At 70.9% G+C, this 22910-nt stretch carries 21 protein-coding genes; 10 read left to right on the top strand and 11 right to left on the bottom strand.

The annotated features are described in order from the left end of the window. Position 1 precedes the first annotated feature (1 nt). From hydA to ACTMTB_RS24040, 4 genes are all read right to left on the bottom strand, one after another. Positions 2 to 1405, bottom strand: coding sequence for a dihydropyrimidinase (hydA, locus tag ACTMTB_RS24055; RefSeq protein ID WP_441148494.1), 1404 nt, complete (start codon positions 1403 to 1405; stop codon positions 2 to 4). Beyond that, positions 1402 to 2244 (bottom strand): nitrilase-related carbon-nitrogen hydrolase, encoded by an 843-nt coding sequence (locus tag ACTMTB_RS24050; RefSeq protein ID WP_441148493.1) that lies wholly within the window; start codon positions 2242 to 2244, stop codon positions 1402 to 1404. The genes hydA and ACTMTB_RS24050 overlap by 4 nt, the downstream gene beginning before the upstream one ends. After that, entirely contained in the window at positions 2241 to 3797 is a 1557-nt protein-coding gene (locus ACTMTB_RS24045; protein ID WP_441148492.1) for an NCS1 family nucleobase:cation symporter-1, read from the bottom strand. Before ACTMTB_RS24045 ends, ACTMTB_RS24050 begins: the two co-directional genes overlap by 4 nt. 239 nt (positions 3798 to 4036) lie before the next feature. Further along, the gene (locus ACTMTB_RS24040) at positions 4037 to 5641 is read right to left on the bottom strand and encodes a PucR family transcriptional regulator (protein ID WP_441148491.1); all 1605 of its coding nucleotides are present in this window, start codon (positions 5639 to 5641) and stop codon (positions 4037 to 4039) included. 125 nt (positions 5642 to 5766) lie between these two features. On the opposite strand from ACTMTB_RS24040, the gene ACTMTB_RS24035 reads away from it, so the two are divergent. Together ACTMTB_RS24035 and ACTMTB_RS24030 are read left to right on the top strand one after the other, a co-directional pair. Beyond that, a complete protein-coding gene (locus ACTMTB_RS24035; protein WP_441148490.1) occupies positions 5767 to 7056 on the top strand; it encodes an aspartate aminotransferase family protein in 1290 nt (429 codons plus the stop codon). Continuing rightward, a complete protein-coding gene (locus tag ACTMTB_RS24030; protein WP_441148489.1) occupies positions 7053 to 8543 on the top strand; it encodes a CoA-acylating methylmalonate-semialdehyde dehydrogenase in 1491 nt (496 codons plus the stop codon). The genes ACTMTB_RS24035 and ACTMTB_RS24030 overlap by 4 nt, the downstream gene beginning before the upstream one ends. Before the next feature lie 25 nt (positions 8544 to 8568). Here the strand turns inward: ACTMTB_RS24030 and ACTMTB_RS24025 are convergent, their stop codons facing one another. Further along, positions 8569 to 8895 (bottom strand): DUF4326 domain-containing protein, encoded by a 327-nt coding sequence (locus ACTMTB_RS24025; RefSeq protein WP_210914706.1) that lies wholly within the window; start codon positions 8893 to 8895, stop codon positions 8569 to 8571. A gap of 85 nt (positions 8896 to 8980) precedes the next feature. Between ACTMTB_RS24025 and ACTMTB_RS24020 the strand changes: the two genes are divergently transcribed. Beyond that, the gene (locus ACTMTB_RS24020; protein WP_441148488.1) at positions 8981 to 10171 is read left to right on the top strand and encodes an MFS transporter; all 1191 of its coding nucleotides are present in this window, start codon (positions 8981 to 8983) and stop codon (positions 10169 to 10171) included. Between the two features lie 12 nt (positions 10172 to 10183). On the opposite strand, the gene ACTMTB_RS24015 is transcribed toward ACTMTB_RS24020, so the two are convergent. Further along, positions 10184 to 11812, bottom strand: coding sequence for an isovaleryl-CoA dehydrogenase (locus ACTMTB_RS24015; RefSeq protein ID WP_441148487.1), 1629 nt, complete (start codon positions 11810 to 11812; stop codon positions 10184 to 10186). After that, positions 11809 to 12408: a TetR/AcrR family transcriptional regulator gene (locus ACTMTB_RS24010; protein WP_441148486.1), complete on the bottom strand. Its 600-nt coding sequence runs from the start codon at positions 12406 to 12408 to the stop codon at positions 11809 to 11811. Before ACTMTB_RS24010 ends, ACTMTB_RS24015 begins: the two co-directional genes overlap by 4 nt. Before the next feature lie 361 nt (positions 12409 to 12769). On the opposite strand from ACTMTB_RS24010, the gene ACTMTB_RS24005 reads away from it, so the two are divergent. Further along, positions 12770 to 13168: a hypothetical protein gene (locus ACTMTB_RS24005; RefSeq protein ID WP_441148485.1), complete on the top strand. Its 399-nt coding sequence runs from the start codon at positions 12770 to 12772 to the stop codon at positions 13166 to 13168. 95 nt (positions 13169 to 13263) lie between these two features. Here the strand turns inward: ACTMTB_RS24005 and ACTMTB_RS24000 are convergent, their stop codons facing one another. Then, complete coding sequence (locus ACTMTB_RS24000; protein WP_441148484.1) at positions 13264 to 14475, bottom strand: YncE family protein; 1212 nt, start codon at positions 14473 to 14475, stop codon at positions 13264 to 13266. A gap of 241 nt (positions 14476 to 14716) precedes the next feature. Here ACTMTB_RS24000 and ACTMTB_RS23995 point away from each other — a divergent pair, with 241 nt between their 5' ends. From ACTMTB_RS23995 to ACTMTB_RS23985, 3 genes are all read left to right on the top strand, one after another. After that, complete coding sequence (locus ACTMTB_RS23995; protein ID WP_441148483.1) at positions 14717 to 15172, top strand: RNA polymerase sigma factor; 456 nt, start codon at positions 14717 to 14719, stop codon at positions 15170 to 15172. Next, positions 15165 to 15884, top strand: a complete 720-nt coding sequence (locus ACTMTB_RS23990; protein ID WP_441148482.1) for a hypothetical protein — start codon at positions 15165 to 15167, stop codon at positions 15882 to 15884. The genes ACTMTB_RS23995 and ACTMTB_RS23990 overlap by 8 nt, the downstream gene beginning before the upstream one ends. Positions 15885 to 16002: 118 nt before the next feature. Next, positions 16003 to 16527, top strand: a complete 525-nt coding sequence (locus ACTMTB_RS23985) for a hypothetical protein (RefSeq protein WP_441148481.1) — start codon at positions 16003 to 16005, stop codon at positions 16525 to 16527. A gap of 85 nt (positions 16528 to 16612) precedes the next feature. Here ACTMTB_RS23985 and ACTMTB_RS23980 read toward each other — a convergent pair whose 3' ends face one another. After that, positions 16613 to 17032, bottom strand: coding sequence for an MmcQ/YjbR family DNA-binding protein (locus tag ACTMTB_RS23980; RefSeq protein WP_441148480.1), 420 nt, complete (start codon positions 17030 to 17032; stop codon positions 16613 to 16615). 139 nt (positions 17033 to 17171) lie between these two features. Here ACTMTB_RS23980 and ACTMTB_RS23975 point away from each other — a divergent pair, with 139 nt between their 5' ends. The 3 genes from ACTMTB_RS23975 to ACTMTB_RS23965 all read left to right on the top strand — a co-directional run bounded on the left by ACTMTB_RS23975 (position 17172) and on the right by ACTMTB_RS23965 (position 19429). Next, complete coding sequence (locus tag ACTMTB_RS23975) at positions 17172 to 18287, top strand: WD40/YVTN/BNR-like repeat-containing protein (RefSeq protein ID WP_441148479.1); 1116 nt, start codon at positions 17172 to 17174, stop codon at positions 18285 to 18287. Continuing rightward, positions 18284 to 18592 (top strand): MoaD/ThiS family protein, encoded by a 309-nt coding sequence (locus tag ACTMTB_RS23970; RefSeq protein WP_154936716.1) that lies wholly within the window; start codon positions 18284 to 18286, stop codon positions 18590 to 18592. Before ACTMTB_RS23975 ends, ACTMTB_RS23970 begins: the two co-directional genes overlap by 4 nt. Before the next feature lie 90 nt (positions 18593 to 18682). After that, a complete protein-coding gene (locus tag ACTMTB_RS23965; protein ID WP_441148478.1) occupies positions 18683 to 19429 on the top strand; it encodes a hypothetical protein in 747 nt (248 codons plus the stop codon). 8 nt (positions 19430 to 19437) lie between these two features. On the opposite strand, the gene ACTMTB_RS23960 is transcribed toward ACTMTB_RS23965, so the two are convergent. Next, positions 19438 to 20367, bottom strand: a complete 930-nt coding sequence (locus tag ACTMTB_RS23960; protein WP_441148477.1) for a diacylglycerol/lipid kinase family protein — start codon at positions 20365 to 20367, stop codon at positions 19438 to 19440. 81 nt (positions 20368 to 20448) lie between these two features. Beyond that, on the bottom strand, positions 20449 to 22800 hold the full coding sequence (locus ACTMTB_RS23955) for a transglycosylase domain-containing protein (protein WP_441148476.1): 2352 nt from the start codon (positions 22798 to 22800) through the stop codon (positions 20449 to 20451). Positions 22801 to 22910 lie beyond the last annotated feature (110 nt).

Here is a 22910-nt window from a genome sequence, read left to right as displayed (position 1 = left end):
TTCAAACCAGGTACTGACTGAGATCGCGCTTCAGGAACCTGCCGTGCCCGGCCGCGCCGTGGAAGGCGTTGTCGTCGACCACGACCCGACCTCGGGACAGCACGGTGGAGACCTTTCCGGTCAGCTCCATGCCCTCGTACGCGGAATAGTCCACGTTCATGTGGTGCGTGCGGGCCGAGATGGTCTGCCGGGCCGTCGGGTCGTACACCGTGATGTCCGCGTCGGCGCCCGGCGCGATGACGCCCTTGCGCGGGTAGAGGCCGAACATCCTGGCGGGCGTGGTCGAGCTGATCTCCACCCAGCGCGCCAGGGTGATCTCACCTCGCACGACGCCCTGATAGAGCAGGTCCATCCGGTGCTCGACGCCCGGCATCCCGTTCGGGATCTTGGAGAAGTCTCCCCGGCCCAGCTCCTTCTGGTCCTTGAAGCAGAAGGGGCAGTGGTCGGTGGACACCAGCGACAGGTCGTTGGTGCGCAGCCCCCGCCACAGTTCCGCCTGGTGCTCCTTCGGGCGCAGCGGGGGAGAGGCGACGTACTTCGCGCCCTCGAAGTCGGGCCTGGCCAGATCCTCCAGCGACAGGAACAGGTACTGCGGGCAGGTCTCGGCGAACACGTTCTGCCCGGTGTCGCGCGCCTGGGTGACCGCGTCCAGGGCGTGCGCGGCGGACAGGTGCACGATGTACAGCGGCGCGCCGGTGACCTTGGCCAGCGCGATCGCCCGCGAGGTGGCCTCGCCCTCCAGCTCGGGCGGCCGGGTCACGCCGTGCTGCACCGGGTCCGTCTGACCGTTGGCCAGCGCCTGCGCGACGAGCTGGTCGATGGCGATGCCGTTCTCCGCGTGCATCATGATCATCGACCCGGTGTCCCGGGCCTTCTGCATCGCCCGCAGGATCTCCCCGTCCGTGGCGTAGAAGACCCCCGGATAGGCCATGAACATCTTGAACGTGTTGACGCCCGCGTCGATGCAGGCCTCCATCTCCTTCAGCGACGTGTCGTTGACGTCCGAGATGATCATGTGGAACCCGTAGTCGATCGCGCAGCGGCCGTCGGCCTTGCTGTGCCACTTGTCCAGCGCGGACAGCACGGACGTGCCCTTGCCCTGTACGGCGAAGTCGACGATGGTCGTCGTGCCGCCCCAGGCCGCCGCGATCGTCCCGGTCTCGAAGTTGTCCGCCGAGAACGTGCCGCCGAACGGCATCTCCATGTGGGTGTGGCCGTCGATGCCGCCGGGCACCACGTACTTCCCGGCGGCGTCGATCACGCGCTCGGCACCAGCCGCCCACTGCTCGGCCAGACCCGAGTCGGGCGCGGCGAGCGCCGCGATCCGCTCGCCCTCGACCAGCACGTCCGCCGGGTACGCCCCGGTGGCGTTGACCACTGTTCCGTTGCGGATGACGATGCTCACGGCGTCACCAGCGATTCGTACGTGTCGGGACGGCGGTCGCGGTAGAAGGCCCACAGGTCGCGGACCTCGGCCAGCTTGTCCATGTCGAGGTCGCGGACGACGACCTCCTCCTCGGTGTCCGAGGCGGCGTCGCCGACCAACTGGCCGCGCGGGTCGACGAAGTAGGACTGGCCGTAGAAGTCGTTGTCGCCCAGCGGCTCCACCCCGACCCGGTTGATGGCGCCGACGTAGTACTCGTTCGCCACCGCCGCCGCCGGCTGTTCCAGCCGCCACAGGTACTGCGACAGGCCGCGGCTGGTCGCCGACGGGTTGAAAACGATCTTCGCGCCGGCCAGGCCGAGCGCCCGCCAGCCCTCCGGGAAGTGCCGCTCGTAGCAGATGTAGACGCCGATGCGCCCCACGGCGGTGTCGAACACCGGATAGCCGAGGTTTCCCGGCCGGAAGTAGAACTTCTCCCAGAACCCCTTCACCTGCGGAATGTGGTTCTTCCGGTGTTTGCCGAGGTAGGTGCCGTCGGCGTCGATCACCGCGGCGGTGTTGTAGTAGACGCCGGGCTGTTCCTGCTCGTACATCGGCACGATCAGCACCACGCCGTGCTGCTCGGCGACCTCGCGCATCAGCGCGGTCGTCGGCCCGTCCGGGATGGCCTCGGTGTACGAGTAGTAGTCCGCGTCCTGGATCTGGCAGAAGTACGGGCCGTAGAACAACTCCTGCAGGCAGACCACCTGTGCGCCCTGCGAGGCGGCGCTGCGGATGGCCTCGACCGCGTTGGCGATCATCGACTCCTTGTCGCCGGTCCACTTCTGCTGCACCAGCCCGGCTCGGATGATGGTGCTCATTTCTCCCCCTTCGCGTGCGCGGTGTGCGGCATCGACAGCGCCAGGTAGACGAGGAACCCGGCGACCAGCCCGACCACCCAGCTGTAGTCGTAGAGCGGCTTGAGGAACGGGATGAGCCCGTCGGACGGGAACGGCCCCTTGCCGGGTGCGGAGTAGGCGCCACCCACCGCGAGGACCGCGCCGACGACGGTGGCGACGATGGCGGCCCAGTTCCACCCGCCGGAGAACCAGTACCTGCCCTCGGGGCGGTAGAGGGCCGGCAGTTGGAGGCTGGTGCGGTAGCGGACCCAGTACCCGGCGATGAGTACGCCGGCGACCGCGCCGAGCAGGCCGCCGTAGAACCCGAGCCAGACGAAGATGTAGATGTTGGGGTCCTGCACCAGGCGCCACGGCTGGATCAGGATGCCGAGCACGCCGGTGATCAGGCCCCCGGTCCGGAAGCTCACCAGTCGGGGCGCGGCGTTGGAGAAGTCGTACGCCGGGCTGACCGTGTTCGCCGCGACGTTCACCGACAGCGTGGCGACCACGACGGTGAACAGGCCGAGCGCGACGACCAGTGGGTTCTCGAACTTCGCGGCCAGTTGAATGGGGTCCCAGATGGCCTCGCCGTAGATCACGGCCGTGCCCGAGGTGATCAGGATGGACAGGATGGCGAAGAACGACATCGTGGTCGGCAGGCCGAGGATCTGGCCGTACGCCTGCTGCCGCTGACTGCCGCCGAACCGGGTGAAGTCGGGGATGTTCAGCGACAGCGTCGCCCAGAAGGCGATCATCCCCATCAGTGACGGCGCGAACAGCTTCCAGAAGTCGGCGCCCCAGCCCAGCTTCGACGGCTCGGACAGGATCGGGCCGAGCCCGCCCGCCTCGACCAGCACCCAGATCAGCAGGGCGACGGCGACCACGATGACGAACGGTGCGGCCCAGTTCTCGAAGCGCCGCAGGGTGTCCATGCCCCGCCAGATGATCGCCATCTCGATCGCCCAGAACAGGAAGAACGAGGCCCACAGCGTCCACGGGTAGTCCATCACCGTCGCCGCGTCGACCCACCAGGAGCCGAGCAGCTTGCCGGCGATCGCGTAGATCGCCTCGCCGCCGATCCAGGTCTGGATGCCGAACCAGCCGCACGCGATGAAGGCGCGGAGCAGGGCCGGGAAATTCGCGCCGCGGACTCCGTAGAACGCGCGGGCGAAGACCGGGAACGGGATCCCGTACTTCGTGCCCGCGTGGCTGTTCAACAGCATCGGGATCAGGACGAGCAGATTGCCCAGCGTGATCGTGAGAAATGCCTGCAGCCAGTTCATGCCGAGCTGGATGAGCCCGGCGGCGAGCAGATAGGTGGGGATGTTGTGCGCCATGCCGATCCACAGCGCCGCGAAGTTGTACGTGTTCCAGGTGCGCTTCTCGATGGGGACCGGGGCGAGTTCCTCGTTGAAGTAGCGGCTGTCGGCGATCGTCGAGAAGTCACGCAACTCGACTCGGCCATCCGGATGGGTGATCTGTGTGCCCGGCTCGGCCGCGGTGGTTTCGGCGGGGGGCAGGGGTTCAACGGCCATCGGTCACCTCCCTGTCACGCTGCCGCAACGGCGGCCGGCCAACCGGCGCGTGCTGCGGGTGGGGGCGGATCAGCACGATCTTTATCTCGGAATGGTGGGTGTCCCGGACCCGCCACGGGCAGCGGCAAAGTGTCCACGCTTGCCATGAACGGGGCACACTCTGTCCACGGGCATGCCCGCACGGAGCTGTCAATCGCCGCGGTGGCTGGATTCCGGCCTCCTGCCGGACCCTTGACCCGTCACGCCTCGTCGAGTTCGTGCACCAGCAGCGCCACGTACAACGACAACATCGACTCCGGGTCCTCCAGCGACACCCCGAGCACCTGCGCGATCCGCGACAGCTGCTGGTAGTACGCCGTCCGGGACAGGTGCGCGACGCCGGCCGCCGCCGACTTGTTCCCGCCCTGCTCGCAGAAGCAGCGCAGCAGCTCCACCAGCCGGCTGCCCTGGCTGTCATCGCGCGCCAACAGGGGCCCGAGCTCCCGGTGCGCGAAGGCCCGGACGCGCTCGTCCTCGCGCAGCAGGTGCAGCAGGCCGCGCAGTCGCACGTCATCCAAGCGGTGGTAGAGCTGGGTGCCGGGGGAGCGCAGCGCGGCACCGGCGACGTGCGCAGCCTCCCCCAGACTGCGCCGCACGTCCGACACCTGCGTCACCGTCGTCCCGACTGCCACCACCACGGCACTGGCGGCCGAGCGGTGCACCTCTCGGGCGAGGCGGCGCAGGACCGCGTCGACCGCCGCCTGCGCGGGCAACGACAACAACGCGCGCACGCTCGTCTCGTCCACGACGCCCACCAACGCCGGCACGCTCACCCGCCGCGCGGCCAACGCGGTGGCCTCCGCCAGGTCCCGCAACACCTCCTGCGTGGCCAGTGCGGGGGCGCGCGGGGTCATGCTCCCCGGCCGGATCGCCACCCCGACCAGTTGCCGCCGTTCCAGCGCAACGCCCAACGCGGCCGCCCGTGCCGCCAGGTCGGGCGGGGGCAATGCCTGGCCGAGCAACTGCGCGAGCAACATCCGGTGCGTCTGCCGCTCCAGGCTCTCCCGGTCCCGCGCCACGAGCCGGTGCACCGCCAGTGCCGACGCGGCCCGCTCCGCGACCACCACGTGGCGGTGCGGGGGAGGGGCCGGCGAGAGCAGCACCAGTCGTCCCCAGTCGGCGCCCTGCGCGCCGACGGCGGTGATCAGCCAGCCGGCTTCCTCGTCGTAGGCGGTCCGTTGGGACACCGCCACGGACCGGGATCGCTGCCCCCAGTCGGTCAGCAGCTCGATCGGGTCCTGCCCGGCCGCGTCGTACGCGAGCACGTCGTGCCCCAGCGTCTCCAGGACGACCGGCAGCCCGGAGATCCTCGCGACCTCGCGCAACACCTCGGCCGGCTCCGCCCCGGCGACCGTGAGCGCGGTGAACGTCTCGTGCACCTGCTCAGCCGCCCGCAGTTCGGCGAGCTGCGCGTCCACGATCAACGCCACGACCGCCTCCGTGACGGACACGAACTGCGTCTCCCGCCCCAGCGTGATCAACGGCAATCGGTGGCGTTCCGCAGCCGTCACCAGCGCGTCCGGCACGTGGTCGCTCCAGCGCCGGACCAGCTCCACCACGAGCCCCGCCGCGCCGACCGCGGCCAGGTCGTCCACGTACGTCGTCAGCGCCGCTTCCTCGTCCGGCAGCGCGATGCCGGTGGTCAGCACGAGCTCGCCGCCGCGCAGCAGATGGGCGATGTCGGCGACCTCCGCCGCATGGACCCAGCGGACGGGCCCCGGCAAGCCGGCGGACCCGGCGACGACGTGGGGCCTGGCGCGCCGGATCACGGGCAGCGCCAGGGCTTCGGCGACCGTTGGGTACATGCGGCCTCCCGTGCGAGGGATGCACACAACGTAGTGCCCTCGACGCCGACCCGTACAGGTTGTCGGTGGCGGCGAGCACCGAAGTCTCGCGACACTCGGCTCAGTCACGAGATACGGAGGACGCGATGGCGCATCGGGAGCTGCTGCATCGACACCGGTCCGTGCTGCCGAAGTGGCTGGCCCTCTACTACGAGGAGCCCATCGAGATCGCCAGCGCGCACGGCCGCCGGGTGACCGATCGCGAGGGCCGCACGTACCTCGACTTCTTCGGCGGCATACTCACCAACTCGATCGGCTACGACGTGGCCGAGATCAGCGACGCGGTCCGCGCGCAGATCGACACCGGCGTGCTGCACTCCTCGACGCTCTACCTGATCGAGTCGCAGGTCGAGCTCGCCGAGAAGATTGCGCAGCGGTCCGGGATCCCGGACGCGAAGGTGTTCTTCACGAACTCGGGTACGGAGGCCAACGAGACCGCGTTGATGCTCGCCACGCAGTACCGCCGCAGCGGGCAGGTGCTCGCGCTGCGCAACTCGTACCACGGGCGCGCGTTCGCCACCGTCGCGATCACCGGCATCCGCGGCTGGTCGGCCAGTGAGCTCAGCCCGATCAGGGTGAGCTGGGTACACGGTGGCTACCGGTACCGCAGCCCCTTCAAGGACCTGTCGGACGCCGACTACGTCAAGGCGTGCGTCGCCGACCTGCGCGAGGTGATCGAGACCGGGACCGCCGGCGACGTGGCGTGCATGATCGTCGAGCCGATCCAGGGCGTGGGCGGGTTCGCCTCCCCGCCCGACGGCCTGTTCCGCGAGTTCAAGAAGGTGCTCGACGAGTACGGCATCCTGCTCGTCTCCGACGAGGTCCAGACCGGTTGGGGCCGTACCGGCGAGCACTTCTGGGGCATCCAGGCGCACGACGTCGTGCCGGACGCGATGACCTTCGCCAAAGGACTCGGCAATGGTCTGGCGATCGGCGGTGTCGTCGCGCGCGCGGAACTCATGGACTGCCTGCGGGCCAACTCGATCTCCACCTTCGGTGGCAACCCGATCTCCACCGCGGGGGCCCTCGCCACCCTCAACTACCTCCTCGACCACGACCTGCAGGCGAACGCCGCGAAGCTGGGAAACCGTCTGATCCATGGCCTCCGCGCGGTCGCCGCGACGCATCCGGTGGTCGGCGACGTACGCGGCAAGGGTCTGATGCTCGCCCTCGAGCTCGTCGGCCCGGCCGGCGAACCCCACCCCGCGGCCGCAACCGCCCTGTTGGAGGAGGCGCGCCGTCGCGGACTGCTGGTCGGCAAGGGCGGCCTGCACGGCAACGTGATCCGGCTGGCGCCGCCGATGACGCTCACCGAGGACGAGGCCGACGAGGCGCTGGTCATCCTCGCCGAGGCGATCGAGGCGGTGTCGGCATGAGGATCACCCACTGGATCGGCGGCAAGGCATGGACCGGCATCGCCCAGCGCACGGGTGACGTGTACGACCCCGCGACGGGTCAGGTCGGCGGGCAGGTCGACTTCGCCAGCGCCTCGGACGTCGACGAGGCGGTCACCGCCGCCCGCGAAGCCTTCTCCCGGTGGCGCCACGCCTCTCTCGCCCAACGGGCGAACGTGATGTTCGCGTTCCGCGAACTGCTCAACGCCCGCAAGTCCGACCTCGCCGAGATCATCACCGCCGAGCACGGCAAGGTGCTCTCCGACGCGGCGGGCGAGATACAGCGTGCGCTGGAGGCGGTGGAGTTCGCCTGCGGCATCCCGCAGTTGCTCAAGGGCGGGTTCAGCGAGAACGCCTCGACCAAGGTGGACGTGTACTCGATCCAGCAGCCGCTCGGCGTGGTCGGGGTGATCTCCCCGTTCAACTTCCCGGCGATGGTGCCGCTGTGGTTCGTGCCCAACGCCATCGCCTGCGGCAACACCGTGGTGCTGAAGCCGAGCGAGAAGGACCCCTCCGCGGCGAACTTCCTGGCGGAGCTCTTCGCCGAGGCCGGGCTACCGGATGGCGTGTTCAACGTCGTGCACGGCGACAAGGAGGCGGTCGACCGGATCCTCGAGCATCCGGAGGTCAAGGCGGTCTCGTTCGTCGGGTCGACGCCGATCGCCCGGTACGTCTACGAGACCGGAACGCGTAACGGCAAGCGGGTGCAGGCGCTCGGCGGCGCGAAGAACCACATGGTCGTGCTGCCCGACGCCGACCTCGACCTCGCCGCGGACGCCGCCGTCTCGGCCGGTTTCGGCTCGGCCGGTGAGCGGTGCATGGCGATCTCCGTCGTCGTGGCGGTGGATCCGGTCGGCGACGAGCTGGTCGGCAAGATCAGCGAGCGGATCGCCGGACTGCATGTCGGCGACGGTCGCCGCCCGGGCTGCGAGATGGGACCGTTGGTCACCGGGGCGCACCGCGACCGGGTGCGGTCATATCTGGACGCCGGCCGGTCCGCGGGCGCGAAGCTGGTGGTCGACGGACGCGGTCATGCGATCGACGGTGACGACGCCGGCTTCTGGCTGGGGCCGACCCTCTTCGACCACGTCGACGTGGACATGTCCATCTACACGGACGAGATCTTCGGTCCGGTGCTCTCGGTGATACGGGTCCCCAGCTACGACGCGGCGGTCGACGTGGTGAACGCCAACCCGTACGGAAACGGCACCGCCATCTTCACCAACGACGGCGGCGCCGCGCGGCGGTACCAGAACGAGATCGAGGTCGGCATGGTCGGCGTCAACGTGGCGATCCCGGTTCCGGTCTCGTACTACTCGTTCGGGGGTTGGAAGGACTCCCTGTTCGGTGACTCGCACGCGTACGGGCCGCACGGCGTGCACTTCTTCACCAGGGCCAAGGTGGTCACCAGCAGGTGGCTCGATCCGTCCCACGGCGGCGTGAACCTCGGCTTCCCACAGAACACCTGATCAGCTCGACAGCCCCGCCGGGCGCCTACCGGAGGCTCGACGCCGGCGGCGAGTCGGCGAGTTCCGCGATCACCTCGGCGTGACAGCGCTCCGGCACACACCAGCAGCCGAGCCGGCGCCCGCGCAGTTCCGGGAGGAGGGCGAGGAGTTCGGGGCTGTCGAGCAGGTACGCGCGGTACTTCTCGACGACCTCGTCCCGGGTGCCGTCCGGGCCCGGGCGGTACGGGCTGGACAACGGGGAGCGGGGGAGCTGCCAGCCGCCGCGATACATGGCCCGCCCGACGTAGACCACGTCGGCGTACGCCGGGTCGTCGCGGTGGCCCTTCAGGTTGACGACTGTGGTTGCCCGCATGGCTCGGCTCCTCGGTTCTTCCCGGCGAAACGGTAGTCGCTGCGATCCGCGCCCGGCCAGCTTGCCGGTAGGCCAGACTGCACGGGTGAGAGTCACCGCGCTCACCATCAGGTGGACCCCGTGGCGGTTCGTGACCGCATTCGGTGTCGTCAGCCTGCTGTCGGACGTGGTGTACGAGGGCGCCCGGTCGGTCATCGGCCCCTATCTGGCCACCTTCGGCGCGTCCGCGACCGTCGTCGGGCTGGTCACCGGCGCCGGCGAGGCGACCGCCCTGGCCGGGCGGCTGGCCACCGGACCCCTCGCGGACCGGACCCGCGCCTACTGGCCGCTCGTCCTCGTCGGCTATGCCGTGACCATGGTCGCCGTGCCCGCTCTCGGGCTGACCACCGCGCTGTGGCTGGCTGCGGCGCTGTTCGTCGCGGAGCGCGCCGGCAAGGCGATCCGCGGCCCGGCGAGGGATGTCATGCTCTCGAACGCCGCCGCGGCGGTCGGCCGCGGCAAGGGCTTCGCCGTCCATGAGGCGCTCGACCAGGCCGGCGGCGTGGCGGGGCCGCTGCTGGTCGCCGCCGTACTGGCCGCCACCGCCCACAACTACCGGCCCGCGTTCCTCGCCCTGGCCGTACCCGCCGTGGCGGCGATGCTCCTGTTGCTGTGGCTGCGCGCCGGCGTGCCCGACCCGCGCCGCTTCGAGCCGGGCCCTCGACCCGGCGCGGCGCCCGCTCCGCCGGGCGGCCGGCTGCCCCGGGTGTTCTGGATCTATCTGGCGTTCACGGCGGCGACCACGGCCGGCTTCGCGACCTTCGGGGTGCTCAGCTTCCACCTCGCCACGCGGCACGTCGTACCGCTGGCGGTGATCCCGGTCGTGTACGCCGCCGCGATGGGCGTCGACGCGCTCGCCGCGCTGGCCTCCGGGTGGCTGTACGACCGGACCGGCGTCCGGGTACTGGCCGTCGTGCCTGTGCTGACCGCCGTGATCCCGCTGGCTGCCTTCACCACCACCCCGGCGATCGCAGTCGCCGGAGTCCTGGCCTGGGGCGCCGTGCTCGGCATCCAGGAATCCACCATGCGTGCGACCATCGCCGACATCGTCCCCGCCGCGCGGCGGGGCACCGCCTACGGCATCTTCGCCGCCGGGTTGGGCGGGGCGACGCTGGTCGGCGGGCTGCTCACCGGCGCCCTCTACGACTACTCGATCACCGCGGTGATCGTCACCGTGGCCGGCATCCAGGCCGTCGCCCTGGCCCTGTTCCTTGCCATCGTTCGACCGGCGACCTGACGCAACCTCTTGTCAGCTCACCTTCGGGGTGGCGCGGGAGATGATCGCGGCGAAGTCGACGCCGGTCGGTAGGGTGCCGTACGCTTGGCCGTGATCGCCGCCAAGCCGGGACGCGCAGAAGGCGTCGGCGACGGCGGGGTGGCCGTGCCGCACCAGCAGCGAGCCCTGCAGCACCAGGGCGAGCCGCTCGACGACGCGCCGGGCCCGCAGTTCGAGGTCGTCGACATTCGACAGGTCGGCCTGCACCTGGCGGACCGCGGCGTCGAGCCGTGCGTCGGTGCCGGCAGCGGCGCTCACCTCGGCCTGGAACGCCTCCATGACCTGCTGTTCCTTGACGAGAGCGCGCAGTACGTCCAGTGCGGCGACGTTGCCGGAGCCCTCCCAGATCGAGTTCAGCGGCGACTCGCGGAACAGCCGCGGCATGCCCGATTCCTCGACGTAGCCGTTGCCGCCCAGGCACTCGAGGGCCTCGGCGGCGTGTCCCGGCCAGCGCTTGCAGACCCAGTACTTGCCGACCGCGAGGGCGAGCCGCTTGAACGCGGTCTCGCCGGCGTCGCCGCGCGCGGATCGGTCCGTCGCTCCGGCGAGGCGCATCATGAGAACGGTGGCGGCCTCGGACTCGACCGCGAGGTCCGCCAACACGTTGCGCATCAGTGGCTGGTCGACGAGGTACCGGCCGAAGGCCTGCCGGTGGGTGACGTGATGGGCGGCGGTGATCACCCCCTGGCGCATCCCGGCCGCCGCGCCGATGACGCAGTCGAGGCGCGTCAGATTGACCATGTCGATGATCGTGCGGACGCCACGCCCCTCGTCGCCGACGCGCCAGGCGACCGCGTGCTCGTATTCGACCTCGGACGAGGCGTTGGAGCGGTTGCCGAGCTTGTCCTTCAGGCGCATCAGGCGCATCGGGTTGCGGGTGCCGTCGGGAAGGACGCGTGGGACCAGGAAGCAGGTGAGCCCGCCCGGCGCCTGGGCGAGGGTGAGGAAGACATCGCACATCGGTGCGGAGGTGAACCACTTGTGCCCGACGAGCCGGTAGGTGCCGTCCGCCGCCGGGCGGGCGGTGGTGGTGTTGGCGCGCACGTCCGAGCCGCCCTGCTTCTCCGTCATCGACATGCCTGCCAGCAGCCCTCGCTTCGTCAGCGGCGAGCGCAGCCCGAAGTCGTACGTCGTGGCGGTGAGCAGCCGCTCGTACTGCGCGGCCAGCTCCGGGTTGTGCCGCAGCGCCGGCACGGCCGCATAGGTCATCGAGATCGGGCAGCCGTGGCCGGCGTCGGGGCGCCACGTGTAGAACTTGGCGGCCCGGGCCACGTGTGCCCCCGGTCGGTCGTCCGCCCACGGCGCGGCGTGCAGGCCGTGCGTGACCGCGGTGCGCATCAGCTCGTGCCAGGCGGGGTGGAACTCGACCTCGTCGATCCGATGGCCGTTGCGGTCGTGGGTGCGCAGGGTCGGCGGATGCTCGTTGGCCAGCCGCCCGTACTCGATGGCCTGCTCGCTGCCGCCCAGCCGGCCGAGCTCGTGCAGCTCGGCGGCGGCCCAGCCGGCACCCTCCCGCTCGAGCCCGTCGAGCAGTGCCGGGTCGTCCGCCGCATCGTAGCCAGCTAGCGGTCGAACCTGGTTGAACACCTCGTGCGTCGTCACGGCGAGACTCCCAGCGAGCGGTGGATGAAGGCGATCAGGGCAGGGATGGTGTCCGGACCGGCGACCCCGGCAGCCAGCGGACCGACCATGGCTTCGGCCAGGGCACCGACCAGCGCGGTCGCGGTCAGGTCGGGGTTCTGTGGGGGCAGTTCACCGTTCGCCACACCGGCCGCGACGTGGCCGGCGATCAGTTCGGCGTACGCCCGACGGAAGACGAGCCGCTCGGCGTCGACCGCCGGGTCGACCGGCTCGGCGAGCAGGGCGTACGCCAACCGCGGGGACTGCAGCGCGCGCCCGGCGAACGTCTCCACGACGGCCGACATCTGCTCGGCGGCGGTGGCCTCCAGCGCCGCGGCGCGCGCGACCGCGTCGACCTCACGCTGCGAGGCCGTGCGGAACACCTCGGCGAACAGGTCGGCCTTGGTCGGGAAGTGGCGGTAGACGCTGCCCGTCGCCAGGCCCGCCCGCTCGGCGACGGCGGCGACGGAGCAGCCGGCATACCCGTGCTCGGCCATGATTCCCAGGGCCGCGGCGATGATCCGCTCCCGGGACGCGTTCAGCCGAGCCTTCACGCGGTCGGTGCTCCGGTAGGCCACCCAAGGATTGAACCATCATTCAATCCTTGGCGGCAAGGTGGTGTGTCTTCTACATCAAGTGACGGGTATGCATAGTCAGCCGCGAGCGGGGGTAGAAGGACGTCACCGCATTGCAGCGGGTCAGGGGCGGGCCTGCCCCGAGCGGGTTCACGCGTCGATCCGCGCCGGCTGGTACCCCGGCCCTCGGCGATGCCGCTGAGGTGCCGCCTGACCCGTCGGCGGTGCGAGATGACCCCATCATCGCGTTCCAAGGAAGGCGGCCCACCATGTCGTTCCAGAATGGATCCGTTCGTCGATCGCAGTCGCTGGCCGGTTCCCGCACGTGGCGCGGACGTGTCGTCCGCCGGGCCGGGTGATCGCCATGCCCACTGTGTCCGTGCCCCGGCCGGCGCGCACCGCCCTGTCCGTGCCTCGCGGTTACGTGGAGTACCTGCAGGCCAAGCTGCTGGAGGCCGAAGCCAGCCTGACCGCGATGAGCGAGAAGTACGACCGGACGAAGGCCCGCTTCGATCGCTGCTACGCCCGCCACGGCATCACCCCCGAGGAAGACATCGTCAACTACATCAACGCGAAGGGGATGAACCCGGAGCTGAAGTTCTGGTACGCCAAGGTCGAGCACTTCCAGCGGGAGGTGACCGCCTACGGGGCGGCGTTGACCGGACTCGACGCGGCGCGCCGGATGCTCGGCGACGACGGTTACCGCGTCCCCGAGCACGGGCGCGCGCGCAACAACAGGCGTGCCTTGAACCGCGCCGGCTGACGACCGGCGCTCCGCTCTTCGAGGGCGAATGGGCGTGCCCGCACGACGGGCGCTGAGTCGGACCGGACCGGGTGACCACACGTACATCCGCACTGTCAGGCGGGTCCGGCCAGACCGTGCACGCCGACGAGCCGGGGGACAGCGACGCGGCCCAGTTCGGCGCCGGTGCCGGGATCGTGCCAGCTCACGCCATCGTTCTGGCCCACGTAGAGGCGTCTGCCGTCGCGGCTCAGCACGAGGCCGGAAACGGGTTCGCGGACCCGCCAGTCAGCCGCGCGGCCGGGGCGCGTGAGATCCATCGTCCGTACCACCGTGCCTGCGCCGATGAAGAGGCGGTCGCTGTCGGCGGCGGCGTGTGCGGTCCCGACCCCCCTGGGCTGCGTGTCTGTCCGGCGTACGCGCAGCTCCTCGGTGTCGATCTCGGCGACGGTGCCCGACGTGACGTCGGCGACGAAGAGTCGACCGCCGTCGGGGCTGATCGTCATGGCGTGGCCGATCGCGGCCGCCGCACCGAACGGATGTGGCAGGTCGATGCAGTACGCCCATCGCTCGTGGAGGTGCAGCGTGTGGACGAACGCGTGCACGTTGCCCGGCCGCCCGCTGACGAGGTTGCGGGTGTGCTGGTGGTCGGGCTGGTGGGTGTAGAGCGTGTAGAGGGTGGTGCGATCCGGCGAGAGCACGGCCTGGCGTCCGTCGCCGCGCATCTCCTCTTCGGCGCCGGGCGGCACCGGCGCCTTGGCACGGGTGTAAAGCGGACCGGGTGTCCCGGTGGCGAGATCGACGACGCGGACCCGGTAGCGGTCCGGCGCCGTCGCCGGGAGCCACTCGAGGACGAAGAGCCCGGCAAGATCCGCGGTGAACGTCTCCGGTACGAAGTTGCCCCGCAACTCCAGCCGGCGTCGGACGCCGGTGGCGTCGGCGATCAGCACGGGGGTCACGTCCCGCCCCTCCGGGCGCCCCTTGGTGGCACTCACCTCGTTCGACGTGAGCGCCACCATGCCGTTGGCCGAGACGGCCTGCGGCACCCAGCGTCCGGGCAGCTTGACCTGAGTGGAGGTGCCGCCCGTGGCGGTGTCGACCCGCCACAGGGCGGTGTCGGCGCCCTCGGGTGCGGTCGCGTAGATCGCCCGCCCGTCGGCGGTGGCGAGAGAACGCGGGAACGTCCGCCGGTCCGCACCACGCAGTAGGCCGAGCCCGTCGTCGACCTTGACGAGCAGTGGGTCGGGAATCGTGACGGCACGGGCCTGACTCGGGTGCCGAGCTCGATCGCAGCCGACCAACGCCGCGGTGCCCGCACCGGCGAGCACGGTCAGCAGTGTGCGACGCGAGATCCTTGTCGTTGTCAGCATGCTCCGGTGACACCGCCACACCCGCCGAGGTTCCACCTCCGTCCCTGGAACCCATCCGGTGCGGGCGGTGTCATGAGTGTGATCCAACTGGAGGTTTCCACTGGACGACGAGGAGCTCGTCACCGGCGCTCGGGCAGGTGACCTGGGGGCGTACGACCTCCTGGTCGCCCGGCACACCGCGTCCGCCTACCGGACGGCGGTGCTGCTCGGCGCGGGCTCGGACGCGGAGGACGTCATCCAGGAGGCGTTCGTGAAGGCATACCGCAAGCTGTCCCGCTATCGGGGAGAGTCGTCCTTTCGCGCCTGGCTGCTCGCGATCGTCGCCAACGAGACCCGCAACCTGCACCGCTCACGCAGCCGGCGGGACGGACTCGTCCTGCGGGCCGCGGCGGCGAACCCGGAGTCGCAGATCGCCGAGGACGGCGCGGTGGGCGGCGTCCTCGCCGCCGAGCGCCGGGCCACGCTGGTGCGGGCCCTGCGGCTGCTGCCGGTGAAGGACCGTGAGGTGATCGTGTGCCGGTTCCTCCTTGATCTCAGCGAGGAGGAGACCGTGACGATGCTGGGCTGGCCCAGAGGCACGGTGAAGTCGCGGACGTCCCGAGCGCTGGCGAAGCTCCGCGCCCTGCTCGACCGCGAGGAGGTGCGTCATGGATGACCTCGAACACCAGTTGCGTGACCTCGCCGAGTGGCTGGACACACCCGCCGCGCCCGACGTGGCCGACCGCGTACGCGCCCGACTGGCCGCGCCCGCGCGGAGGCGACGCCGGTGGCGCTACTACCTCGCCGTGGCGCTCGTCGCCCTGCTCGTCGCGGTGCTGCCGCCGGGGCGGGCCGCCCTCGCCGACGCCGTGGCGGGGCTGCTGCGCTTCTCCGGAATCATCATCGACACGTCGTCGGCGCCGATCTCGCCCACCGGCAGTCCGTCGCCGCTGCCGTCGCAGCGGCCCGCCTCCCTCCACGAGGCGCAGGGGAAGCTCCGCTTCCCGATCCGCCTGCCGACGAAGCTGGGTCCGCCCGAGCGGGTGCTGGTCGCCGACGCCGACGGCACCGGCTCCTACCGGGTGGTCACCCTGCTCTACCGCGGGGGCGTGCTGCGCGTCGATGCCTTCGACGGTCGCCTCGATCCGGTCTTCCAGAAGCAGGCCGCCGGGCCGGGAGTGGACTGGGTCCAGGTCGACGGGGGCTTCGCGGTCTGGATCGGCGGCCCACACCCGCTGGCCTACGTGGATCGTGCGGGCACGGTCCGCGTGGAGAGCGCGCGGCTCGCCGCCTCGACCCTGATCTGGGAGGAGGCGGGCGTGAGCTACCGGCTCGAAGGCGACCTGACCAAGGGCGAGGCGATCGAGATCGCCAACTCGCTGAACTGAGCGAGGGGCGGCGGTGACAGTCGAGCCGGCTGATCGGGTGGGGAACCCCGAGGGCCCGAGCGGTGTCCTGAATGGTGCCAGGCACGAACGGGTCAGCGGGTACGACGGAGGGCGCGAGATGGGTTCCTGGGGCAGGGTGTTGCTGGGGTCGGCGGTCCTGCTGGCGGCCTGCACGACCACGGGGCGGTCCGCCACGCCGGTCGGCGCTCCGGCCACCACGGCCCCGGCGAATCCTCCAGCGAGCGCCGCGCCGGGCTGCGGCTCACGGGTCGAGACGGGTGTCCTGCCGGACTGGGCGGACGCCGGGTTCAGTGGGGAGGCCCGGATCCCGCACGTCTTCGGCGCGAAGGGCGAAATCGTCGCGGTGCTGTTCGGTCACCCGCTGGCGCTGGGCCGGGACGAGGGGCCCACCAACAAGATTCTCTGGGTCGCCAAGCCTGCGGCGACGTCGCCCGACCCAGCGTCGCCCGCCACCCTGGCGATCACCGCGACGCTGGACGGAACCGACACGCGGGTGACCCGGGAGGTCGCCGGCGGCCCCGGCCCGTCGATCATCGACCTGCCACGGGCCGGTTGCTGGCACCTCGACCTCCACTGGTCGGGACACACCGACACCATGGACCTCGTCTACGCCGAAGGCTAGCGTGATGCCCAGCACCGTTGTCGAGAGCCTACGGCGGTAATCGATGATGCTGGCGATTCGTGGGCCTCGGACGCCCGGAGTTCGGCTACTCGAGGTCGACCGGCCGGTCGACCAGGGCGGCCAGCCGCTTCGGCGCCAGGACGCAGTAGCTTTCCGTGAGCAGTTCGGCGACCTCGTCCCAGTCGACCCGCTCGTCGAGCACCATGCCGACGACGTCGGCGCCCCAGTCCGGCTTGAAGAACGGGTGGCCGACGGCGATCAGCCCGGCGATCTCGTCGCCGGGCGACCGGAACGTCAGCACGCAGATCGGCTGGTCGGTCGCGGCAGCTCGGGCGTAGGCCGCCTGGTGGTCGGGGTCGACCGTGAGCACATGGGCGAACGTGCGCTTGCGGATCCGCCAGCGCGTGCCCACCCACGCCGGCTCCTCGTAGGTCTCCGGCAGCCCCAGGCAGACGGGCCGGAGCCGGTCGAGGATCTCGGGTGGGACGTCCCCAGGGCCAGTCATGTGCGCGACGTTAACCGGCCCCTCCGACAGGCCGGAGACGTCGATTCGTCGTAGCCGGGGAGTACGACTGACGACAGACCGATGAGTTTCGGCTCGGTGGACGGTCTACCCAAGGGACACGAGTGGGAAGGATGAGGATATGAGCGGCGTACGGGTGCTGGTGGGCACGCGCAAGGGCGCGTTCACGTTGACGTCGGACGGCAGGCGCGGCGACTGGACGGTCGACGGACCTCATTTCGGCGGCTGGGAGATCTACCACCTGAACGGCTCGCCGGTCGACCCGAACCGGCTCTACGCGTCCCAGTCCGGCGGCTGGTTCGGGCAGCTGATCCAGCGCTCCGACGACGGCGGCAGGACCTGGAACCCGGTCGGCAACGACTTCGCCTACTCCGGCGAGGTCGGTGAGCACCTGTGGTACGACGGCACCCCGCGCCCGTGGGAGTTCAAGCGCATCTGGCACCTCGAGCCGTCCCGCCACGACCCCGACACCGTGTACGCCGGTGCGGAGGACGCCGCCCTCTACGTCTCCACCGACGGCGGTCTGAAGTGGCAGGAGCTCACCGCCCTCCGTACCCACCCGACCGGGCCGACGTGGCAGCCCGGTGCCGGCGGCATGTGCCTGCACACGATCATCCTGGACCCGGCGAAAAAGGACCGGATCTACGTCGCCATCTCGGCGGCGGGCGCGTTCCGCAGCGACGACGCCGGCGCCAGTTGGCTGCCGATCAACAAGGGTCTGCGTTCCGGGGAGATCCCCGACCAGGACGCCGAGGTCGGCCACTGCGTGCACCACATCACCCAGCACCCGACCCGGCCGGACACCCTGTTCATGCAGAAGCACTGGGACGTCATGCGCAGCGACGACGCAGGTGCGAACTGGCGCGAGGTCAGCGGAAACCTGCCGTCGGACTTCGGCTTCCCGATCGCGGTGCACGCGCACGAGCCGGAGACGATCTACGTCGTGCCGATCAAGAGCGACTCCGAGCACTTCCCGCCGGAGGGCAAGCTGCGCGTCTACCGCAGCCGCACCGGTGGCAACGACTGGGAGCCGTTGACCAGGGGACTGCCGCAGTCCGACTGCTACGTCAACGTGTACCGCGATGCGATGGCGGTCGACACGCTCGACCCGTGCGGGATCTACTTCGGCACCACCGGCGGTCAGGTCTACCACTCGGCGGACGGCGGCGACAGCTGGGCGCCGATCGTACGGGACCTGCCGGCCGTGCTCTCCGTGGAAGCCCAGGTGCTGCCGTGATAAGGGTTGTCCTCCCGGCCCACCTGAAGAACCTGGCTCACGTCACCGGCGAGGTACGTCTCGAGGTGCCCGGTCCGGGCGCCGGCCGGGTCACCCAGCGCCTGGTGTTGGACACCCTCGAGGCGCGATACCCCATGCTCCTCGGCACCATCCGCGACCGCCACAGTGGCAAGCGCCGCGCGTTCGTCCGCTTCTACGCCTGCGAGGAGGACCTCTCCAACGACTCGCCCGACGCGCCACTGCCGGAGCGGGTCGTCGCCGGCGAGGAACCGTTCATCATCCTCGGCGCGATGGCCGGGGGTTAGCCCGCACCGCGGCGACGGCGGGTTCGCGGACATCCGGCTGCCGGGCCGGCTCGCCCGTTCCTCGCCGGTGGTTTCGGGTACCCGGGGCGGATGGCGGAGCTGCTCGAGGACGGCGACATCTACTTCCTCTACCGTCCCCGGGTCGAGGAGGAGCACGTCGACTCCCTGGACGAGGTGCAGCGGCTGCTGGTGGTGATGCACCCGTGGCGGGGGCGGCACCTGCGGCTGCTGGTGGTGGGGCGTAAACGTCTGCCCGATATTGAGAAGCACGACCGCTTCTGGGCGTTCGTCGACGCGGTGGTGGACCGGCCGGAGCAGCTGCACGAGGCGCTGCAGGCGCGCACCTACCGGACGAGGACCCGTGGCGAGCGGGAGCAGCAGCCGGCCCGCCCCGTGGCGGAGGGCGCGTACGTGATCGCCCGGCACGACGACCACACCCATCTCGCGTACGAACTCGAACTTCCGCTGCGGCTCGGCGAGGCGCAGCACGAGCTGAGCATCGAGCCGGAGCCGAGCTACATCGTCACGGTGAAGAACCCGCAGGCACCCTCCCCGCCCGGGGTGGGCCTCCGCGGTTCCCGGAAGGTCACGCTGCCCGCTGCGCTGCAGAAGAAGTTCCACGGTCGCCGCTTCGCCCCGCTCGACCCGCCCGGCTTCCTCGATCACCCCGGGACCGAACTCGTGCTCATCGGCGCCGCCCACGACGCGTCCGAGGAGCTGGAGATCGACCTGGACGCGGAGGTCGAGCGCGCGGCCCGGAGCACCATCTTCGGGGATCTGCGGATCGGCCGCCGGGAGCGTCCGGTCGCTCCGCTGTTCACCGGCGAGTGGGCCTGAGCCCGACGTCAGCGGTCCGGGCTGTCCGCCGGCGCCATCACCCGCAACGCGTTCGCGTCCACCCCGACCCGGATCGGCGTCGTACCGCACAACTCGCCGTCCACCTCGACCCGCGCCGGCCGGTCGGTCTCCAGCCACAGCTCGCGCACCGCGAGGAAGGGCTCCTCGCGCAGCGTCCGCCGGTGCCCGGTGGCGGCGTTGCGGACGGTGGCGCGGATCAGCCCCCGCCGCGTCGCCCCGCCGACCGGGTACGCCACCAGCAGCCGGTCGTCGGCGTCGGCGTCCGCGGTGATCGGCCGGCCGGCGTGGAAGCCGCCGTTGGCCACGTAGAGCTGGTGGGTGACGAGTTCGTGCGTGGTGTCGCCGGCGCGGACGGTGGCGCGCAGTGGCCGGTGCCGGCCGAGCAACGCCAGAGCGGTCAGCGGGTACGCGAGCCGACCGGAGACCCGCTTCAGGCGCGGCGGCGTCCGAAGCATGATGTCGGCGGAGAGGCCCACGCCGACGTGGTTGGTGAACCGCCTTTCGCCGGCGATTCCCAGGTCGACGTCGATGACCTTGCCCTGGGTGAGGACCGCGATGGCGTCGTCCAGGTCCAGCGGAACGCTGACGGTGCGGGCGAAGTTGTTGGTGGTGCCCAGCGGTAGCAGGCCGAGCGCGATGTCCCGGTGGGCGAGCAACCGCCCGGCGGTGCTGAGCGTACCGTCGCCGCCGCCCACGACCAGGACGTCCGGCTTCAGGTCGGCGGCCGCGGCGACGCTCTCCTCCAGTTGCCCGGGCCGGTCGGTCCGGTACGTGCCGAGCAGGTCGAACCCGGCGGCGACCAACCTGGCCCGGGCCCGCTCGCATTGTTCCCGGCCGCGGCGGGAGCCCGCGTTGATGACCAGCGCCGCCCTCCGGTCCCGCCGGATGGCCGCGGTCAGCTCCTGCTTCGTCCGCATGAACCCCGACCCTATATCCCGCCGGACGGTCGTCCGCTCGCATCGGGAGGGAGGCTTCGAGGGTCGCGTCCGCTGAACCCGTCACCTCGGCGGCGGCGGGGTGAGCGACGGCTCGACGCTCCGCGACGGCTTCGGGCTCCGCGACGGGCTCGGCTTGGGCGATCCGGTGGGCGTCGGCGTCGGCTTCCTGGTCGGACTCGCGGTGACGCACGTGCCCGGGTCGCAGGTCGGCCGGGTCGCGGTCGGCGTGGGCTGCGCCGAGGTCGGCTTCGGCGTCGCCGGGGCGGTGGGCGACGGGGTGTCGTCCGGGAACGTCGGCTCCTGGAACCGGTACTTGTCCGGGTCGAGCTTCAATGCGGCCGTGGCCTGTTCCATGAACTGCCGCCAGATCGGCCCCGGGCCGGTGGACCCGTAGACCTCGTAGCTGCCGTCGGAGGTCTTCAGCGGCTTGCCGTCGACCGTGCCGAGCCAGACCGCGGCGGCGAGCGCGCCCGTGTAGCCGACCATCCAGGTGTGCACGTTCTGGGTGGTGCTCGTCCCGGCCTGCCAGGTGCCGGTCTTGCCGGCGGAGTCCCAGCCGTTGTCGAGCTTGGCCGCCTTCACCCGGCTCAGCGTCCAGTTGAGCTGGTTGACCGCCTCCCGGTCGAGCCCGATGTCGGTCTGCACCAGCTGTTCGTCGAGGATCTTCTCGTCGCCCTTGGTGACCGCGCGGACGAAGTGCGCGTCGGCCCGCTTCCCGCCGGCGGCGAAGGTCGCCATCCCGTTGGCGTGGTCCTGCACGGTGATGCCGTACTGGCCGATGCCGACCTCGGTGGAGAAATGCCGCGCCAGCTCCTCACCGGAGTGGCCGCGCAGTTCGATCCGCTTCGGCCGCGGGTTGCCCTTCTCGTTGGCCCACATCGAGTCGACCCCGGCCTTGGTGGCCATGTCGATCACCTTGGCCGTGCCCAGCTGCTCGGTGAGCGCGAAGTAGGTGACGTTGAGCGAGGCGACGGTGGCCTCCCACAGCGCGCAGTCCGGCTGGCACGGTGCCCGCTCGGCGTTGCGGATCGGACCGGCGGGGCTGCCCTTCGTCCGGCCGGAGGCGGGGAACTCCTTGGTCTCCGGCGAGTGGAAGTGCTGCTTCACCGAAATCTTCTCCTGTACGGCCGTGGCCAAGTCGTACACCTTGAACGACGACCCCGGCGGGTGCTGGCCGAAGCCGCGGGCCTCGCCGTTCTCGTCCTGGTACCAGCCGGCGTAGTCGGCGCCGGAGCCGTCGCTGCCGCCGTGGTAGCCGAGCACCCGACCGGTGCCGGGCTCCACCGCCACGAGCGCGGCCTGCCAGTTCTTCGGCTGGCCCCGGACCGCCTCGGGGGCGGTGTCGCGCCGGAGGTCGGCGGCCGCGTCGGCGGCGTCCTGGACCCGCTTGTCGATGGTGGTGACGATTTTGAAGCCGCCGTTGCGGATGTAGTCGGCGGGTTTGCCCTGGAACGGCTCGGTCTGCCGCAGCTCGCTGAGCACGTGGTTGACCACCAGGCCGGTCGGCCGGTCGAGGTTGGACCGGCCGGCGGCGGGATCGAGCGGCTTCACCGTGTCCGGGTACGCCAGGTTGGCCGCCTCGTCCGCCGACAGGTAACCCAGCTTCACCATGCCGTCGCGGATGTAGTTCCACCGGTCGATCGAGTTCTGCCGCGCCAGCGGACTGCGCCGCGGATCGTAGCCGGGGTGACCTTCGGGGTCGTCCGGGTCGGCCTCCGGCTGCTTCACCATGGCGCAGAGCACCATCGCCTCCGCCGTGGTCAGCTGGTTCGCCGCCGGCGCGTCGCGGCGCACCGTCTTGCCGAAGTACGCCTGCGCGGCCGCCTCGATGCCGTACGAGCCCCGCCCGAACGGCACGGTGTTCAGGTAGAAGCCGAGGATCTCCTCCTTGCTGTACTTGTCGTCGAGCTTCCACGCGATGACCGCCTCGCGGAGCTTGCGCGAGTAGGAGACGCCCTTGAGGTCGGCGGCCACCCGGGCGTACTGCTGGGTGATCGTCGACGCGCCCTGGCGCTGGCCGCCGGTGACGTTCGACCAGGCGGCGCGCAGCACCCCGCTGAAATCGATGCCCTCGTTGGTCCAGAACGTCCGATCCTCCGTCGCCACGATCGCCTGCTTGGCGGCGTCGTTCATCTCCCCGTAAGGCACGATCGTGCGGTTCTCCGTGCCGAGCTTCGCCATCGGCGTGCGACCGTCGGCGAAGTAGACCGTGGTCGACTCCGGCAGCTCCAGGTCGCTGGGCGTGGGCACGCTGTCGACGTAGTACGCCCCGGCGGTGAGACCGGTGCCCGCCAGCAGCGCGAGCACGGCCAGGACGATCAGCAGGCGCCGACGCCGCCGTTTCCGCGCCGGCGGAGCGGCGGTCGATCCGGATACGGTGGCGGCGCCGTCGTTGTTACCGGTAGCAGACACCCGCACTCCGTACCCCGCGGCCGGCCTGCCGAATCTTGACCGGTCCGCTGCAGCGAGTTCTCCCGTTCCGGGCCGCTTGATCCGGCGATCAGGTCATGATGACCGGGTGC

Origin of the sequence: Micromonospora sp. L32 (genome assembly GCF_052068055.1) — a bacterium.
Lineage (GTDB): Bacteria > Actinomycetota > Actinomycetes > Mycobacteriales > Micromonosporaceae > Micromonospora > Micromonospora purpureochromogenes.
This window is presented reverse-complemented; position numbering and strand designations above follow the sequence as displayed.